The organism is Cronbergia sp. UHCC 0137, from assembly GCF_034932285.1.
Taxonomy (GTDB): Bacteria; Cyanobacteriota; Cyanobacteriia; order Cyanobacteriales; family Nostocaceae; genus Cronbergia.
The window spans coordinates 88,252-106,628 of the sequence record NZ_JAYGHC010000004.1; the positions used below are offsets into that span (position 1 = coordinate 88,252).

Annotated in this window: 15 protein-coding genes; 9 read left to right on the plus strand and 6 right to left on the minus strand. The window is 40.0% G+C overall.

From position 1 onward, the window contains the following. Window positions 1-172 precede the first annotated feature (172 nt). The 3 genes from VB711_RS02825 (at window position 173) to VB711_RS02835 (ending at window position 4,714) form a co-directional block, all read left to right on the plus strand. Window positions 173-2,866: a CBS domain-containing protein gene (locus VB711_RS02825; RefSeq protein WP_323284171.1), complete on the plus strand. Its 2,694-nt coding sequence runs from the start codon at window positions 173-175 to the stop codon at window positions 2,864-2,866. A 258-nt stretch (window positions 2,867-3,124) separates the two neighbouring features. Continuing rightward, window positions 3,125-3,463: a hypothetical protein gene (locus tag VB711_RS02830; protein WP_323284173.1), complete on the plus strand. Its 339-nt coding sequence runs from the start codon at window positions 3,125-3,127 to the stop codon at window positions 3,461-3,463. Window positions 3,464-4,345: 882 nt separating this feature from the next. Beyond that, window positions 4,346-4,714, plus strand: a complete 369-nt coding sequence (locus tag VB711_RS02835; RefSeq protein ID WP_323284262.1) for a hypothetical protein — start codon at window positions 4,346-4,348, stop codon at window positions 4,712-4,714. Between the two features lie 163 nt (window positions 4,715-4,877). Here VB711_RS02835 and VB711_RS02840 read toward each other — a convergent pair whose 3' ends face one another. Genes VB711_RS02840 through VB711_RS02850 form a run of 3 tightly spaced genes read right to left on the minus strand, consistent with a single transcriptional unit; the run spans window position 4,878 to window position 7,454 of the window. Next, on the minus strand, window positions 4,878-5,852 hold the full coding sequence (locus VB711_RS02840; RefSeq protein WP_323284174.1) for an acetamidase/formamidase family protein: 975 nt from the start codon (window positions 5,850-5,852) through the stop codon (window positions 4,878-4,880). A gap of 33 nt (window positions 5,853-5,885) precedes the next feature. Next, complete coding sequence (gene ureG, locus VB711_RS02845; RefSeq protein ID WP_323284175.1) at window positions 5,886-6,497, minus strand: urease accessory protein UreG; 612 nt, start codon at window positions 6,495-6,497, stop codon at window positions 5,886-5,888. Between the two features lie 54 nt (window positions 6,498-6,551). Next, window positions 6,552-7,454, minus strand: coding sequence for a hypothetical protein (locus tag VB711_RS02850; protein WP_323284176.1), 903 nt, complete (start codon window positions 7,452-7,454; stop codon window positions 6,552-6,554). A 713-nt stretch (window positions 7,455-8,167) separates the two neighbouring features. Here VB711_RS02850 and sigC point away from each other — a divergent pair. The 4 genes from sigC to VB711_RS02870 all read left to right on the plus strand — a co-directional run bounded on the left by sigC (window position 8,168) and on the right by VB711_RS02870 (window position 11,907). Beyond that, a complete protein-coding gene (sigC, locus tag VB711_RS02855; RefSeq protein WP_323284177.1) occupies window positions 8,168-9,415 on the plus strand; it encodes an RNA polymerase sigma factor SigC in 1,248 nt (415 codons plus the stop codon). Between the two features lie 199 nt (window positions 9,416-9,614). Continuing rightward, window positions 9,615-10,070: a transcriptional repressor gene (locus tag VB711_RS02860; RefSeq protein ID WP_323284178.1), complete on the plus strand. Its 456-nt coding sequence runs from the start codon at window positions 9,615-9,617 to the stop codon at window positions 10,068-10,070. Between the two features lie 210 nt (window positions 10,071-10,280). Further along, on the plus strand, window positions 10,281-11,021 hold the full coding sequence (locus VB711_RS02865) for a Uma2 family endonuclease (protein ID WP_323284179.1): 741 nt from the start codon (window positions 10,281-10,283) through the stop codon (window positions 11,019-11,021). 190 nt (window positions 11,022-11,211) lie between these two features. Beyond that, window positions 11,212-11,907, plus strand: coding sequence for a response regulator transcription factor (locus VB711_RS02870; RefSeq protein ID WP_323284180.1), 696 nt, complete (start codon window positions 11,212-11,214; stop codon window positions 11,905-11,907). Window positions 11,908-12,117: 210 nt separating this feature from the next. On the opposite strand, the gene VB711_RS02875 is transcribed toward VB711_RS02870, so the two are convergent. Continuing rightward, a complete protein-coding gene (locus VB711_RS02875; protein WP_323284181.1) occupies window positions 12,118-12,402 on the minus strand; it encodes an Npun_R1517 family heterocyst differentiation transcriptional regulator in 285 nt (94 codons plus the stop codon). A gap of 1,162 nt (window positions 12,403-13,564) precedes the next feature. On the opposite strand from VB711_RS02875, the gene VB711_RS02880 reads away from it, so the two are divergent. After that, window positions 13,565-13,921: an NAD(P)H-quinone oxidoreductase subunit M gene (locus VB711_RS02880; RefSeq protein ID WP_323284182.1), complete on the plus strand. Its 357-nt coding sequence runs from the start codon at window positions 13,565-13,567 to the stop codon at window positions 13,919-13,921. Window positions 13,922-14,487: 566 nt separating this feature from the next. On the opposite strand, the gene VB711_RS02885 is transcribed toward VB711_RS02880, so the two are convergent. Together VB711_RS02885 and VB711_RS02890 are read right to left on the minus strand one after the other, a co-directional pair. Beyond that, entirely contained in the window at window positions 14,488-15,984 is a 1,497-nt protein-coding gene (locus VB711_RS02885; RefSeq protein ID WP_323284183.1) for a pitrilysin family protein, read from the minus strand. Between the two features lie 12 nt (window positions 15,985-15,996). After that, window positions 15,997-17,526, minus strand: a complete 1,530-nt coding sequence (locus tag VB711_RS02890) for a pitrilysin family protein (RefSeq protein WP_323284184.1) — start codon at window positions 17,524-17,526, stop codon at window positions 15,997-15,999. A gap of 143 nt (window positions 17,527-17,669) precedes the next feature. Between VB711_RS02890 and VB711_RS02895 the strand changes: the two genes are divergently transcribed. Beyond that, a complete protein-coding gene (locus tag VB711_RS02895; RefSeq protein ID WP_323284185.1) occupies window positions 17,670-18,284 on the plus strand; it encodes a TetR/AcrR family transcriptional regulator in 615 nt (204 codons plus the stop codon). Window positions 18,285-18,377: the final 93 nt, after the last annotated feature.

Sequence of the window (18,377 nt, forward strand, 5' to 3'; positions counted from 1 at the left end):
ATTTTAAGACTTTCTCATCCCTAAATGTATATGTTTAAAAAAAGGTGCCTGAGAATGTTCTTTTCCCCCTGGTCCGGTTTTCTAATTTCTGGACTGGGAAAAATTGGTTCACTATAGAAGGGTGGGTTGTTTCCCAAAAATGAAACAGCTTGAACAATGGGGAATTTAAGATATGGATTTAGTTCTTTGTCACACAACTGCTGATTTTGATGCTTTAGGGGCGGCGGTGGGGTTAACTTGTCTCCGTCCAGGGACTAAGATTGTATTATCTGGGGGGGCGCATCCGCCAGTACGAGATTTTTTGGCATTGTATCGGGATGAATATCCTTTAATTGAAAGGCGTTCTGTCAATCCAGAGGAAATTAGATCACTGTTTGTAGTAGATACCCAACAGCGCGATCGCTTAGGTAAAACTGCTGAATGGTTCGGACTGCCTAATGTTCAACAAATCGTCGTTTATGACCACCATCTCGGCCATGCAGGAGATATTCCCGCAACCCAATTATATGTGGACTCGGTGGGCGCTACGACAACTTTAATGGTGGAAGAGTTGCAAAAACGCCAAATCTCCCTCACACCAGCCCAATCGACGGTGATGGCTTTGGGCATTCATGTTGATACAGGTTCTTTAACTTATGATCAATCTACACCTAGAGATGCCTTAGCTTTGGCTTGGTTAATGCAGCAGGGCGCGAGTTTGGCAGTCATTTCTACTTACCGTGATCCTGGTTTATCTGCCGAATTACAACAATTATTAACGGAATCTCTCGAAAATTTACAATATCTTTGTCTACGGGGATATACCATCGCTTGGATTACTCTGAGAACTGAAGGATTTGTGCCTGGTTTATCCAGTTTAGCCTCAGAAATCATTGATTTAACTGAAAGTGATGCCGTACTATTAGCCCATGAGTGTCCCTTGGGTGAAGGCGATTTGCGGTTAACAGTCATAGGGCGATCGCAAATTCCCCAGACAAATCTTAACCTATTATTTCAAATTTTCGGTGGTGGTGGTCATTCCCAAGCCGCATCACTAAATCTCCGCACAGCTACATCACAGCCCATCCTCCAACAACTCCTAGAAGGCTTAAAAGCGCAAATACCCCATCCCCCCACCGCCAGAGATTTGATGTCCTCCCCAGTCCGTAGCATTCGCCCAGAAGCCACCATTGCCCAAGCCCAGAATATATTGTTACGCTACGGAAATTCTGGTTTATCCGTCGTCGATACCCAAGGACAATTAGTAGGCATTATTTCCCGACGAGATTTAGATATCGCCCTACATCACGGTTTCAGTCATGCACCAGTTAAAGGTTACATGACCACCAATTTAAAAACCATCACCCCAGATACCACGTTGCCACAAATTGAATCCTTGATGGTGACTTATGATATTGGGCGCTTGCCTGTATTGGAAAATGGTCAATTAGTAGGCATTGTCACCCGCACAGATGTATTGAGAGAACTACATCAAGCAGATGAGGAGCAAAAATTTAAACCTCACAACTCAAAAGTTAAAATTAACGTCAATGAGTTACAAAATCGTCTCACTCCTCAATTATGGCAATTACTCGCCACCGCCGCCCAGGAAGCAGAAAAACGAGGTTGGCATCTTTATTTAGTTGGTGGTGCAGTGCGGGATTTACTCTTAACAGAATCAGCCCCAGGCACTTTAATGATTACAGATATTGACTTAGTAGTTGATGGTTTTCACAACGCCGCAGATGTTGGTGCAGGGGTACAACTGGCAAAAGCACTCCAACAACTTTATCCCCAGTCCCGATTAGAAGTTCATGGTGCTTTTCAAACGGCGGCTTTACTATGGCATAAAGACCCAGAACTAGACTCATTATGGGTAGATATTGCCACCGCTAGAACAGAATTTTATCCTTATCCGGCCGCCAACCCAGAAGTTGAAGCCAGTTCCATTCGTCAAGATTTATATCGCCGTGATTTTGCGATTAATGCCATGGCGTTAAGACTAACATCACCCCGTGCTGGTGAATTACTAGACTTTTTCGGCGGTTTACTAGATTTACAAGCCAAGCAACTGAGGGTTTTACATCCTAATAGTTTTATTGAAGACCCTACCCGCATCTATCGTGGTGTACGTTTTGCAGTGCGTTTTGGCTTAGAAATTGAAAAGCAAACCGAAAACTATATCCGTTATGCCATTAATAGCGGTGTTTACGATCGCACTAGCCAAGAAAATACCAAAACTCCCGCCCTCCAAACTCGCCTGAAAACAGAATTAAAATATATCCTCACAGCCCCTTACTGGCAAAATGCCTTAGAGTTACTCGATCATCTGGAGGCGTTACAATGTATCCATCCTACCTTGAAGTTAGATTCACAGCTTTTGCGTCAATTACGTTTAGTAGAACGCTGGTTAAGGAAATTTGATCTTCAACAAACCTTAATTCCCTGGGAAATACGCCTAGAAGTTTTAATTGCTGACCTAAAACCCCAACATCGCGCCAAAGTAGCCAAAAATCTACAATTGGCTGAAGATAGCATCACCAGATTACAAAATTTAGCCACCAACCTAGCTGAGGTGATAGCATCATTACCCACTTGCCAGCGTCCCAGTCAAATTGTCCATTTATTGCAAAAATACAATTTACCAACCTTAATTTTAATCGCTTTGTCTAGCCCTAGAGCAATTAGGCGGCGAATTTGGCAATATTACACCGTTTGGGCAAATGTGCAACCCCTGTTAGATGGTAAGGATTTAAAGCAACTAGGTTACAAACCTGGACCCCAATATCGGGAAATCCTCGATCATTTACAAACTGCTACACTCGATGGCGTAATTAAAGATCAAGCAGAAGCCAAGGAATTTTTAACTCAACATTGGCAACCCTGAATACTTTTATGTTAATTTTTATTAAGCAATGTCTCATAATCTTGCTACTTGTTACATAAAAATTTAATAATTTATTCATTAGTGTCCATCAATTGCCTCTGTTTAGAAGAAAGCACTGGTTTTTTATGGTGTTACCACTATAAATGAGGGGTGTAAAATCTATCCTTCCAACCAAGTAACGCAACAAAATGTAACGTTTTGCTGTAATGATTAACAATTACAGTCATATTGCAAAATATTAAAGTCAGGAGAATTTTCATGTTTGGGTTTATCAAAAACTTAATTGGTGGTATTTTTGGTTTCATCACTGGACTGTTTGGGAAGAAAGATAATTCCTACTACCTAGAACTGAAGGAAGATGGTACTGAAAAGACACCAACACCAACCACAATTACAAAAGTTGCTGAACCCGTTGCAGCAGCAAATCCCGCGAACGTAACCAAACCTGAACCAGCTAAAGTAAGCCCAAAAACAGAGGCTACATTTGCACCCAAATATCTTTCTCCTTCAGTGACTACTTCTAACGGTCGTCGTCGTCCTGGTGCAAATATGGATATTTATCTAGATATGGCCAGACAAGTAAAAACTCCTGGATAATTTCGGTAATGGGGCATTAGTAACATAATTTTCTATGGCTTGCCCCTGAGTTAAAAAATTAACGAACTACACTATTGTTTTATTCAACCTACAGCTATCTTTAACACTATTTTCTCTATCTGACGCACCGCACTAATATACGATTCCCAAAGCCTGAAGCTAAAAACATTAAATCAGGTAGGTTGGGTTGACGTTAGGAAACCCAACGTTTACGGGCTTTTGTTGGGTTGCGGTGTCGCTTAACCCAACCTACGAAAATTCTTAACCGATAAGTATTGCATATCATCTGCATTTTGTATAGTGCGTAAATCCTAGATTATTTTTAAATTTATTTCTAAAAAATTTTAATTACGCATTAACAGAGGTATGTTGCTAAAGACATACCATTAAGTCCTAAAAAAAATTATTGCTTTAGATAGACATTGACAAATTAACAACCAAAACTATCGACAGAGATAGCTTAACTTTTGTTTTGTTACACCTATAATTAGAATCTTAAAAACCGCTCAATTTGACCAAATAAACTTATAGAAATTTCCCGGTGGAAAATTTTGTAGGTATTTAGTACATTTACAGCAGATTGCAGATTAATGAGGTACAGAATCAAAAATAAAACCTAGACAGCAAGCCAGTTTTACTCCTGACTCCTGACTCCTGACTCCTGGTGTAATTGGCATATCATTTTTTTGAAAATAACTGCCAAATTGTCTCTCCGTAATCCTGTCCCCAAAATATTAGGGTGTGCATGAAAAGGAAAATAATTAATATTGTAGCAGGAAGAGTTTGAATGCGAGGTCATTATAGCTTATTTTTTCCTTGAGTTTATTTAAGATAAACAGAACTTACTCAAAAACACTAAGAGATATGGTGAAGGTAAATAATATGTATAGTGAGAAGATATTTCAAAACAAAATAGAAACAGAACAAAGCGAAATTAAACAAACAACAGCACAACAAGATAATCTCAGTATCCCTGATTTAGCAGTGTCTTTAACTCCCCTCGGTTTTGTCTTTATTTGGGCTATTATTTTGTTGATTTTGCAAAAAATACGTGCTAATTTAGATGAAAAGATGGTTTTTTCAATCAATGGTTTGCACAAAGTACCGTGTAAAAATTGTAAGTTTTTCTCCAATAACCATTATCTTAAATGTGCTGTAAAACCTGATATTGTGATGACTGAGGAGGCGATTAATTGTTCTGAATATTGTCCTAAAAGAGTTAATTTTTCTGCCAAAAATTTATTTGGCTAGTCAATAATTAGATTGTCTAATATCGGTCATTAGTTAGTTTTTGCAGTTTTTATATAGCGATTCTCATTCAAGTGAGGTACAAGCAGTAATAATTAAACGCAGATGGACGCAGATAAACGCAGATAAACGCAGATAATTTTGTACTTCATTAGACTAGGAAAGGCTATAAAAAGTCAACAATGTTTTTATTGGAAAAAATTGACTTAGGTAACATTCCATGTACTCCTTTTTGTGGACTATTAACCACTTGAGTAATATGAAAATTTACGGCTAAACTACATAAAACATAGGCATCTTCTGGAGGTAATTTGATGAAGCATTCTAGAAAATCAATCATATTTTTTAAAGCCAGTTCTAAAGCTGTATCTAAAGTCTGAGCAAAACCCATTGTAATGAAGTCTGTAGCGGTTTCGGCTATTGGTGTTGTGAGGTTTAAATCTTTGCGAACTTTGAGTTTAATTCTACCATTCATAGATGTTTCAATAGCCGTAACATTGACTTCACCATCTCCTTGTGCTGAATGTCCATCACCAAGGGAAAATAATGCACCTTCTAGAAATATGGGTAAAAATAACCGAGAACCTGCTTGTAATTGGCGGTTATCAATGTTCCCACCATAAGCACCAGGGGGAATTGAATTGCGGGAGTTTTCTGGGGTAGCAACACCTAAAATACCAAAGAAGGGTTTGAGGGGAATTTTAATATTAGAACCTAGAGGAAATTCAGCATAGTTATTTTTTAAATCTAGGGGAATAAATCTCAAAGCGGGTTGAGTAAATTGTTGGGGTAATGCTCCCCAACCGCTACGAATGGCGTTGAAACCAATTGGTAAACGAGGTGAAATGGCTTCTAATTTTATTTCTAAAACATCCCCCGGTTCTGCATTTTGGACGTAAATGGGTCCGGTGAGTAAATGGGGTCCATTAGCGATTTTGCGTTCTGGTGGTAAGTTTAGACAAATATCTAGAAATTCTGGTGTGAGAAATTCCTCTGGGGCTTTGTCGTGAATGTAATAACCAGTGTAAGTTTCTACATCAATTGTGTCTCCAGAGTTAACTGTGAGTGCAGGTTTTAAGTTAGGGGAAAAACCACCCAGATGTACGGTATTTTTATTAGCTTTGAGAATGTGATGTGTCATGAGTTAAGTAGATGACAGGTGAGAAGAAATGAATTATTTCTCCCTGTTACCTCCTAGATGTATAATTACAAAATCAATGATTTCAGATAATCCGGTTTTAGTTTTAAGATTGGTGAAAATAAATGGTTTATCACTACGCATTTTTTTAGCGTCTCGTTCCATTACACCCAAGTCAGCACCGACGTAGGGCGCAAGGTCAGTTTTATTAATTACCAATAAATCAGATTTGGTGATACCTGGTCCTCCTTTGCGGGGAATTTTGTCACCAGCAGCAACATCAATTACATATATTGTTAAATCGACTAATTCGGGACTAAAGGTAGCGGCTAAGTTGTCACCACCACTTTCTAAAAAAACTAAATTTAAATCTGTAAATTTTTCTTCTAGTTGTTCAATTGCTGCTAAGTTCATGGAAGCATCTTCGCGGATAGCTGTGTGGGGACAGCCTCCGGTTTCTACACCCAAAATGCGATCGCTCTCTAAAGCCTGAGAACGTACCAAAAACTGAGCATCTTCCTGAGTATAAATATCGTTGGTTACTACTGCTAATTGATACTTTTCACGTAATGCTTTACATAAAGCATCGACTAATGCAGTCTTTCCAGAACCTACTGGTCCAGCTACTCCAACTCTAAACGGACTCATAAAACCTCACGGTATGGGGGAAAATAGTGATTAAAATCATACCTTGAAATTCTACTAATTTTTTAGCTGAGTATTAATCGACTCTTGACGTTTAAAGATAATCATCTGATTACCAATCACTGAATTACGCGCAATGAGACGATTTTGAGCATCAATTAGTTCTAAATGGGTAAAATTTAGTTCTTGAGAACGTTGTAATATCTCCGATGCGAGTAAATTCTGTTGGGATGGGGTTATGTTATACCAATCATCACTAATTTTAATAGTTAAATCGCTGGTACGGAAATTAGTTTGAATGGATTTTATCAGATTTTCAGGATAGCGATCGCTCTGTTGTAAATTATTGCTAATTTCCCCAATTTGTTTTTCAATCGCCACAATCAAAGCCTGTTCTGGTTTTAACTCTACAACGGCTTCCGGTGTGGGTTCAGGTGTGGGTTCAGGTGTGGATTCAGGTGTGGGTTCAGGTGTGGGTTCAGATGTTGCTTCCGGTGTGGGTTCAGATGTTGCTTCCGGTGTTGGTTCAGGTGTTGGTTCAGGTGTGGGTTGAGGTGGTGTACTTATTGTTGGTGTCGGTGCTGGAACTTCCTCAACTCTAGGAACTGTTGCTACTTCTACAGATTTACCACTAAACAACGTTGAAGCAGTCCAAACTATCCCCACAGTCATTACCGTCAAAATTACTGTTAAAACTGTATCTGACAAGTTGTTAGACAGATTAGAGGGTAAAAACAAGCGGACATTTCTCAAAAATCCACCCCAGCGTCTGGGATTTTCCTCAGTCCTAGAAGGCTGTTCTGTTTCCAGATTAACAACTACTGATTGTAAAACAGCGATCGCTCCCCTCAAAAATTGAATTAACGGTACCTTCCACAGCGATCGCTTTCTCTGGTAGGTTTTTTTGTAAGGATGAGTTGTTTGTTTATTTCTGGATTCCGGCTGATTGTCTTGTGACATGGAACTTGATCACGATTAAAGGATGAAAAATATAAATTTTGCAATTAATTTCAGGATTTTGCCCCTTTTTTCTCCTCGTGACTCCTGAATCTAATTTTTACAAAGAAAGCCAAAAGGTTAAGAGTATTAATTAAAACTTTAGTTCTGGGTTTAAAACCCAGTTTGAATGAATAATTATATCGAGATTGCTGGGAACGACGTATAAAACGCCATTATCACAATTCCACTCTTTTAAAGGTGGGTTTCCTTCTGCTTCCCCTGCCCCCTGCCCCCTGCCCCCTGCCTCCTGCCTCCTGCCTCCTGCCTCCTGAAATCATCCTGAGAAAAAAATGTCAAATCGTCAGGAAATTTCCTCAAGGGTCGTGTAAATATAGCCATGTAGTTTACAAACACCATAAATACTAAGAATATCACCATACTGAGTAACAATTAAAGCTTTAGAATAATTCAAGATTTAGGAAGATTGACGATGAAATTCCCTCTGTGCTGTAGATTCGAGTAGCTCTTGGTTTAAGGGAAAAATTCAAACTGCCGATCGCGTTAGCTATGCAAGCACTCAGAAAACAAGTATAATCTTTCTTTTGCAAAGAAATCTACTGGAACTATCACCCTTGTTAATTCATCTTGGTTCAGGGGAATAATAGCAACAGTTGATTAGCTGATGTAATTTTAACTGACCGCAATTTATTGTTATCTGGAGCGATTAAGACCTCATGCCACCAACCTCTTTTTATGCTGATGCCCCCTACGATTCCCACAAGTCTAACCCATTAGACTCTGATCTTACGATTGATGAAGGCGATTTGTCACTAGACGACGTTCAAGATTTAGAAATAGCTGCTGTTGAGGCTCAAAACTTAGGCGACTCAACCAACCGTCGTAGTACAGATTTAGTACGTTTATACCTCCAAGAAATTGGTAGAGTCCGGTTGTTAGGACGAGATGAAGAAGTTGCTGAAGCTCAGAAAGTACAGCGATATTTAAAGATGCGGGTTGTATTAGCGAATGCAGCCAAGGAAGGTGATGAAGTAATTTCGCCCTATCTGCGGTTAATTGAATTTCAGGAGCGGTTGACATCAGAATTGGGACACCGCCCTTCGTTAGAAAGATGGGCTAGTACAGCCGGTGTGAACCTATCGGATCTCAAGCCAATTTTATCAGAAGGTAAACGGCGCTGGGCAGAAATTGCCAAGTTAACCGTAGAAGAACTAGAACAGGTTCAAACCCAAGGACTCCAGGCTAAGTCCCACATGATTAAGGCCAATCTGCGATTAGTTGTTTCTGTGGCTAAGAAGTATCAAAACCGGGGCTTAGAACTGTTGGATTTAGTCCAAGAAGGTACACTTGGTTTAGAACGGGCTGTAGAGAAATTTGACCCAACCAAAGGTTATCGGTTTAGTACCTATGCTTATTGGTGGATACGTCAAGGAATTACCAGAGCGATCGCTACTTCTAGTCGCACCATCCGCCTACCAGTTCACATTACCGAAAAACTGAACAAAATTAAAAAAGCGCAACGCAAAATTGCCCAAGAAAAAGGCCGTACCCCCACCCTCGAAGACCTAGCACTTGAGTTAGACATGACAGCAGCCCAAGTCCGGGAAGTGTTGTTACGAGTCCCCCGTTCTGTTTCCCTAGAAACCAAGGTCGGAAAGGATAAAGATACTGAGTTAGGTGAATTACTAGAAACAGATAATGTCACCCCGGAAGAAACCTTGATGCGGGAATCTTTACAAAAAGATTTACACACTCTATTAGATGACCTAACTAGCCGTGAGCGTGATGTTATTTTGATGCGGTTTGGGTTAGCAGATGGTCATGCTTACTCTTTAGCAGAAATTGGTCGCGCCCTTGATCTATCACGGGAACGTGTACGACAAATTGAATCTAAAGCTTTGCAAAAACTACGTCAACCCAAACGTCGTAACATCATCCGTGATTATTTAGAATCTCTAAGTTAGGCAAAAATTAGGGTGATATAGCCGTAGTCAGGTAGGTGAGAATATAAAGTGATTATCAAACTCAGACACCAAAATATTTTCAATCCTGCCCCCCTCCCTTGTACATTTAGCAAAGATTCTCAATAAGTCATGATTGTTGCAAATCTGGTCTAAAATTTGCTATATTCTCAATTAACAGGCTTTGTTGAGAAAATTTAGTATGACTGTCTACACAACTGGTTCACTCAAGGCAGAACTAAACGATCGCGGTTGGCGTTTAACTCCCCAGCGCGAAATAATTCTACACATTTTTCAAGAACTTCCCCAAGGCGAACACTTGAGCGCCGAGGATCTTTATCAGCGTTTAGAAACTGACGGTGAAGGGATTAGTTTATCAACTATTTATCGGACTTTGAAGTTGATGGCACGAATGGGGATTCTGCGAGAGCTAGAATTAGGTGAAGGGCATAAACATTATGAAATCAATCAGCCCTATCCCCATCACCACCATCATCTAATTTGTGTTAAATGCAATACAACTATTGAGTTTAAAAACGACTCAATTTTGAAAATTGGCTCAAAAACATCACAAAAAGAAGGTTTTCACCTGCTGGACTGTCAATTAACCATTCATGCTGTCTGTCCTAAGTGCCAAAGGGCATTAATGCCACTTTAGTCTATGACCTATGTATGATAACTGTATGTTCTCATGCAACGGACAACTCCAATAGTACCGTTAGGCAAAAGTTAAAAATCAAAAGGAATAACAATAGGGGTTTTTAGCTTTTAGTCATCGGTACTGTATACAAAACCTATAGATAAATTTATTCGTGTTTGTCTAGTTAGTTAAATCTATAATCAATACAAGCGCTTGGGATAAATCATTATGTTAAAATTAAACCTGCCAAGGTATTTACCCTCAGCAGAAGAACTACCTGATTCTGACGAAACGCCTGTGGATAATGAACTACAAGAATTAATACCAGGGTTACTCAAAGCTATATTGCTCTTACTATGGGCAGATAGAATGGACTGGTTATTTGCTATAGATATGGCAATTTATTATCATCCAGATCAACCAGCAATTGTCCCTGATGGCTTTTTGAGTTTAGGGGTAGAAAGATTTTATGATGAAGAATTAAGGCCTAGTTATGTTTTATGGGATGAAAATGTTCTCCCTATTTTGGTCTTAGAGGTGGTTTCTGCAAATTATCGCAAAGAATACAGCACAAAATTAGAACAATATGCAGCTTTAGGTGTGCTGTATTATGTAATTTATTCTTCTCGTCGTCGTCGCAAACCCCATTTAGAAGTACATAAGTTAGTTAATGGTAAGTATGAGTTACAGTCAGACAATCCTGTTTGGCTACCAGAAATTGGTTTAGGAATCGGTTGTGAACGGGGGAATTATTGCGGTGTGACAAGGGAATGGCTGTATTGGTACGACGAAACAGGTAAGCGTTATCCGACTCCACAAGAACAGATTAGTGCTGCCCAGCAACAAACCAAATTCGCTGAACAGAGGGCTAAATTTGCCGAGCAAAGAGCGCAACAAGAGGCTGAACGCACCCAACAATTAGCTCAAAGATTGCGGGAGTTAGGAATAGATCCCGATGATCTTGGGTAAGTTGCTTTTTTAGATTAAGTTAGGTGGGTCAGAATCTAAAAATTAGTGATTTTAGCCTAAATTATTTTGTTTGACTCACCCTACAGACTACAAAATATCCAAAAATTAATAACTCCCTGCATAATTTCCGTTAAGCAATTCTGACCAAATTTCGCTAAATTGGAAAAAAGAACACTTTAGGAAACTGTCAATGTCAGCACAATTGTTACTGGTAGATGATGAACCGGGATTGCGGGAAGCCGTCCAGGAGTATTTGCAGGAAAGCGGTTTTAGTGTTCAAGCTGCCAGTAATGCCCGTGAAGGATGGGATTTGATGCAGCAAAATACACCAGATTTAGTGATTTCTGATGTGATGATGCCCCAGGTGGATGGCTATCAATTTCTGAAACAACTGCGAGATGATCCCCGATTCCAAGCATTGCCGGTTGTGTTTTTAACAGCCAAGGGAATGACAGGCGATCGCATTCAAGGCTACCAAGCTGGTGTTGATGCTTATTTACCCAAACCTTTTGATCCTGATGAATTGGTCGCGATCGTGGAAAATTTATTAGCCCGTCGTAATCTTCAAGTTACAGTCACCGGTGAAGAGAGCGAAACTATTAATATTGCCGATTTGGCCAATCAAATTCGCCAAATTAGGGAAATATTAACTCATAGAAACGCGATTACCCAATCCCCAGCCCCTTTTAAAATTGATTTAACCCCCAGAGAGCAAAGTGTTTTAAACCTTGTAGCCGAAGGATTGATGAATAAAGAAATTGCCCGTCGTCTAGAAACCAGCGTCCGCAACGTCGAAAAATACGTTAGTCGTTTGTTTGGTAAAACTGGGACTAATAGCCGTACAGAGTTAGTTCGTTTTGCCCTAGAACATGGTCTGGCTAAATAAACCACTTTTAAGAGTTGTGTAGGTTGGGTTGAGCAGAGCAAAACCCAACGATATCTGATTCATTCCCAGAGACAAATTATAGAAGGAGTCAGGAGTCAGGAGTCAGGAGTCAGAATTAAAACCCTGTTGTGAAACGAGTTTCATCAATGGCTTAGGTCAAACTACGCTAACAATTGATGTCCTAACCACCTTGGCGGTTACTTTACCTAACTAATCACTGCTGTTGTCAACTACATTACGTAAACGCATCAATTGACGACGCATTTGAGGTGAAGCTTTAAACTCAGAAACCTCTTGGGCTTTGACGGAAGCTTGTAATGTCTCTAAAAAGTCATCAGATCCCTCAGTTAAAGCATCTAGCAATACCTGTAAAAGTTGCTCGCGATCGCTCAATAGACTCTTTTCCTCAATTAAACGGAATTTAAGATGAATTTCGCACTCATAAACACCCACTTCGAGATTATTTATTTGGCGCGGCAATGCTTTGGAGTTCATAGTTTTGAGGATTCCTTTACTTGGTGGTCATGAGGGAGAGGAGGTAGGTATCTAGAAAAAATTCTTTATATTTGCTTTTGAATCCAACGGGTTTGTAGTCAGAATTTTTCCTCATCCGTCACATTTTTATGCCATTTTGCCCCCTGTATTTCTACTAATTGGATATTGGATGGTTAGTTTCTGACATCAAAGAGCTAAGTAGGGCTGATTTAAGTCATAAACTATTATTCAGTTTTTGAGATTCCATACAATAAAGTTTTTGTAAGAACTTGTTCGACTTTATTAAAAGTTTTTACATTAACTTTATCTAAACGTCAATAACCGTTTAAGTTTTTACTATTCATTTGGTGTTTACACGTAAGTGCAAATGCACATATTTTAATTTTGAGCAAAGCCAGATATGGGTGTGCCAAAATCAAGTAATATCACTAAATGTCAGCATTGTTAATGAAGAAATTAAGGTGTACTTAATCAGCCATGACATAAAAAGCCAAACTTTTGCACCGGATTATTACATATAAACAGAACCAAATCATTTTAGCCGATAAGCTGACACAAGAGTATGTCTGGTTTGTCAGCCACTAGATATACTGAACAAGGTAGAAAAATTTTCAGATTTGACATAATATCAAGGAAGGTAGGAATGTGAACACAGGTAAGTGGTTTTAGGTGCTGTGCCAATGGATTAGTTGACTGCTGCAAAACATCTGTTTAAGTTTTTCTCTCTTGCTCACAATATTGATTGAGCAATTGTTTTTTCGCTTCAGTGAGCCAATTAGTAATTATTTTTTCCAAACAGGCAAAAGTATTTTCTCGTCTATTCTGCTGTATTCTCCATCTGGTATCTATTTGATTGGCAAATACAAGGGGGAAGAATCGTTAAACTCCTGATATATTCACGAAGTAATCAAATCTGATATAATGGGACTAATAGGTGTAATCTAATTAAATGCTGAAAAGCAGCCTGTTTAACTTTCATGGAATAATTTTACAAAAAAGCTCCTAGTGCTTATTCTTCAAAGAAGAGTTTCTAAGCAGCCCACACTTACCAGGGAACTTTCGGGGAGAAATTTCTCGCCTCAAGGTCGCCCTGTCAAGAAAAGTGTGTGGAGTATGTCACAATAGTTGCAGTGTAACTCACCCACAACTTACACCTTAATTTATGGATAACCCGACGCTCCTCAAGTCCACAACCCGCCATGTTCGGATCTTTGCGGGTGAAATAGACCGTGATGAATTAGTTCCTAGCAACCAGGTTTTAACGTTAGACATTGACCCAGACAACGAATTTAACTGGAATGAAGATGCTCTGCAAAAGATTTATCGTAAATTCGACGAATTGGTAGAAGCTTCTAGTGGCGAGGATCTAACAGATTATAATTTGCGCCGGATTGGGTCAGATTTAGAGCATTATTTGCGATCGCTCTTGCAAAAAGGCGAAATTAGCTACAATCTCTCCAGCCGTGTCACAAACTACAGTATGGGACTACCTCAAGTTACATCTCAAGTTAATCAGTAATTTTCCATCTGACGCACCCTACTCAGGCGGTTTTTCCTTTGTGCTGTGGTGTGTCAGACCGGATTATAAAAATAACCTCTCTCCCAGAAGAAACAAGCCCTGGCGATTATAAATCACGGCTACACAAACAAAGTCCACCTGCGTGGACTGAAGAAAAACCACTGATTTTCAACCCACGGAGGTGGCCTTCCCTACGGAAAGCCGCTACGCACCATGCCTGTGTAGTTGAGCCAGTGCGTTGGGCGGCTCTGCCGACTTAAAGCAACTGGCGTGCGGTTTCTAACCGCCGATTTAATGTTAACAGGACTTGTGTGTACACAGTAGCCAGAAGAAGAGAGGGTTGAATATCCAACAGCTTATTTAGGGCTTGCTGATAGCGTAGCGTACCGTTAGGCATATAAACCCAAAAGGCGGTGGGTGCAAGGTTATAGCGTCTTGTGTCTGAAAAACCTTGCACTTTTGTGGATAGCCAGGGATGAAAAAATGTTTTTAACTCTCCTCCTGACTACTGACTCCTGACTCCTGACTCCTAGCCCTAACGAAAGGACTTTTTCCGCAAACCCTATTTAATTTTGTGCTTGGGTTTGAGATGCAGGAATTGTCACATCTATTGGGGTGACTTGAGCGGAAAGCTGGGTTAATGGGGGTTTAATTGCGGTTTGATTTCCGACTACCAGGGTAATTAGGTTTTTTGGTTGCAGATATTTTTTCGCTACCCTTTGGATGTCTGCTGTGGTGGTGTTGGTAAGGGCTTTTTGATAGCGAAACAGGAAATCGGCTGGATAACCATAATATTCGTAACGCATTAACCGTGATAAGGTTTGGGACGGGTCTTGAAAGTTAAAGACAAAGGAATTGAGTGTGGAATCTTTGGCGTAATTTAATTCTTTGGTTGTCACTTGTTGGGTTTGCAGACGTTTGATTTCTGTTTTTAAGGCTTTGACAAACTGGACTGTAGCATCAGAACGGGTTTGTCCCCCAGCCATGAACATACCTGGATAGTCAAAACGGGGACTCCAGACACCATAGACAGAGTAAGCTAAACCTTGGCGCGATCGCACTTCGTTAAATAATCTACCACCAAATCCATTCAATACCCCATTCATTACATCCAAGGCTGCGTAATCAGGATTATCAAATTTTCCGCCTAAATGGCCAATGAGGACGTTACTCTGGGTTAATTGGGGCTGATTTACAAAAAACACACCACCTAAATTAGCTGGTGATACTTGTGGTAACTGGGGTAAAGTTAATTTCAAATTCGGTTTCCAGTCGCTAAATTTAGCCTCAATGAGCGATCGCACTTTTTTGGCTTCAAAATCCCCTACAATCCCTAATATCATATTATTGGGATGAAAATATTCCTGGTAAAACTTGACCAAATCCTCGCGCGAAATCTGATCTAACGTTGCATACTCCACTGTTCGCGCATAAGGACTATCTTCCCCATAAATTAATTTCTTAAACTCCCTACTAACAATATTCTTAGGATCATCATTTCTTCTAGCAATCCCACCCTTAATTTGCGTTTTAGCTAAATCTAATTTTTCTTGGGGAAATGCCGGTTCTCGTATTACCTCAGCAAACAATCCCAACACCGTTTCTAAATCTTCACTCAATGCGTCAAAACTAGCAGTACCAGCACCTTCACCAATGCCAGTTTCTACTGCTGCTGCCCGTTGTTCCAAAATTTCATTTAACTTATCAGCAGAAGATTTCTGAGTTCCCCCAGTCCGCATTACCGTACCCACCAAACTAGCTAACCCCACCTGATTAGCTTGTTCCCAACGAGTCCCAGTTCTCAAAAGTGCCGTTCCACTCACCAATGGTAGTTCATGATCTTCCATTAAATAGACTACCAAACCATTTTTTAGTGTGTAACGTTCATATTTGGGAATTTTAATTTCCGTCAATGGTGTAAACTGCAAATCTGTGTAATGTTTGGCTTGTGTCGCTGCCGAAGAAAAATTAAATGTCACCAATAAAAATGATAAAGACAGCAACAAAGTTAAAATCAATTGCCGACGTTTAAACCATTTACTTCTCACTGCAAAACTGACCATATTTGTAATTCCTTATTTTGACAACAACTTGCCAATCGTCCGATTTTCTGGTACAAAAGTGGCTACTGCTACTCGCTGAATATCGGCAGGAGTAACTGCGGCAATTTGTTCTAATTGTTTAAACAAATTCCGCCAAGAACCAGTTTTTACTTCATACTCTAATAACTGTTGTGCCATACCCATATTTGAATCGAGGGTACGCAATAAAGCAGCCCTAGCTTGGGTTTTGACTCGTTGTAATTCTGTTGCAGTCACAGGTTCAGTTTTCAGCTTTTCAATTTGTTGTCTTAATCCCTCTCCTACCTGATCGACTGTGTGACCGGGAGCAGTGAGAGCATAAAATAACATTAAGTTGGGATATTTATCTCCTGGAAAACCACTAAAACCTTGAGCATTTAACGCCAAACGCTGGGTTTCCACCAAAGATTTATACAGTCGTGAGGTTCTTCCGTCGCTCAAAATACTACCCATGAGTTCATAAACTGCATTGTCTGGATGGGTGATAGCTGGACGGTGATAACCTTCAAAATACCAAGGCTGAGAAGATAATTGGAGAGTGACTTCTCTGGGTTGGGTTTGTTTGGGTTCTAGGGGGAGTTCTTGCTGGGCTTTAGGTTTAGCAGGAAACCGTCCAAAGTAAGTTCGCGCTAGTTTTTTAACTTCTGTGGGGTTGACATCACCAACAATAGCGATCGCTAAATTGTTAGGTACATAATAATTATCAAAGAATTGTCTAACATCACGGGGGGTCAAATTGCGAATATCTTGATCATAACCAATCACCGGTCTTCTGTAGGGATGAACCTTAAATGCTGTATCAATAAAGGCTTCCAACATTTGTCCGACGGGAGAATTTTCTACCCGCAACCGTCTTTCCTCCAAAATTACATCTCTTTCCTTATAAAACTCCCGAAACACCGGTTCTAGAAAGCGCTCGGATTCTAAAGACATCCACAGTTCTAACTTATTGCTAGGAAAACTGTAAAAATAACGGGTAGCTTCAGTAGAAGTTGTCGCATTTAAACCCACACCCCCCGATTGCTCAACAATTTGTCCCATTTCATTTTGCTTAACTAGCTTCAATGCTTGGGATTCCACCGACTTAAATTCGGTTTGCAACTGCGTCAGTTCCTCACCCTTAGCGGTTTTAATCGCCATTTCTAGCTGTTCTAAACGCTCTAAGAGTGGTTTTTCAGCTTTGTAGTCTGTAGTACCAATACGCTTAGTCCCTTTAAAGGCTAAATGCTCCAAAAAGTGAGCCACACCAGTTTTTCCTTCTGGTTCATCTATCCCACCCACATCAGCATAGGTAACAAAGGAAACTACAGGCGCTTGATGTCGTTCCAAAACAATAAACTTCATTCCATTATCTAGACTAAACTCCGTCAACTCCTGGATCACCCGATCTAGATAGGGTTGAATGGAATTTTGTCCTGGTTGTAGGGCTGTAGCAACATCTGGAAACAATCCCCCAAAAGAGATTATTAGTACCAAAACAGTTAAAAATAGCCGTCGCCACAGACGTAAAATTGAATGATTCATAAGCAAAAGTTAAGTTTCAATGACTTTACTTCGGAAATAGACCAATTGACAAACAAAGCGTTAATGTTGATATTAAGCTTTTTGTCCTTAATGTTAGACAATAATGCTACAAACAGTGTTCCGGTGATATCACAATAACTACCATGCGAGTTTTTAATTCCCCCCCACCATCAGAAGCCCAGACACGCACCCGTATTCTTCAAGCGGCACAAAGGTTATTTGCAGATCAGGGATTTGATGGAACTACCACCCGTGATTTAGCGCAGGCCGCAGGGGTAGCGGAGGGGACATTATTCCGTCATTTTGACAATAAAAAGGCGATTTTGGTAGAAGTTGCCACTAGCGGGTGGGTAGATATTCTCACGGATTTGCTGACAGAATTAAGCGAAATGGCCAGCTATAAAGCCGTAGCTCAAGTAATGCGCCGGAGAATGTGGAATTTACAGAAAAATGCCCAGATTATGCGGGTTTGTTTCATGGAAGTGCAGTTTCACCCAGATTTGCGCGATCGCATTCAAACAGAAGTAATTGATAAAATGACCGATGTAGCCGAAGCCTTCTTCCAAACAGCGATGGATAGAGGTGTTTACCGACAAATGGATGCTAAATTAGTAGCTAAAGTATTTTTAGGAATGTTTGCGATCGCTGGTTTTTCTGACAACACCCTCCTAGAACCCAACGCTTCACCCCAAGAAATGCAGCAAATGGCCGAAGGACTAGCCGAAATTTTCCTTAACGGAGTCCTAGCCAAAGAATAATATCGTTAAACTAAAACTATTGAGAGCGAAAACTAAATTATACAGGTTTAACCCACATCAGCAGGTAAAATTATAAAATTTAGGAGTTACGCA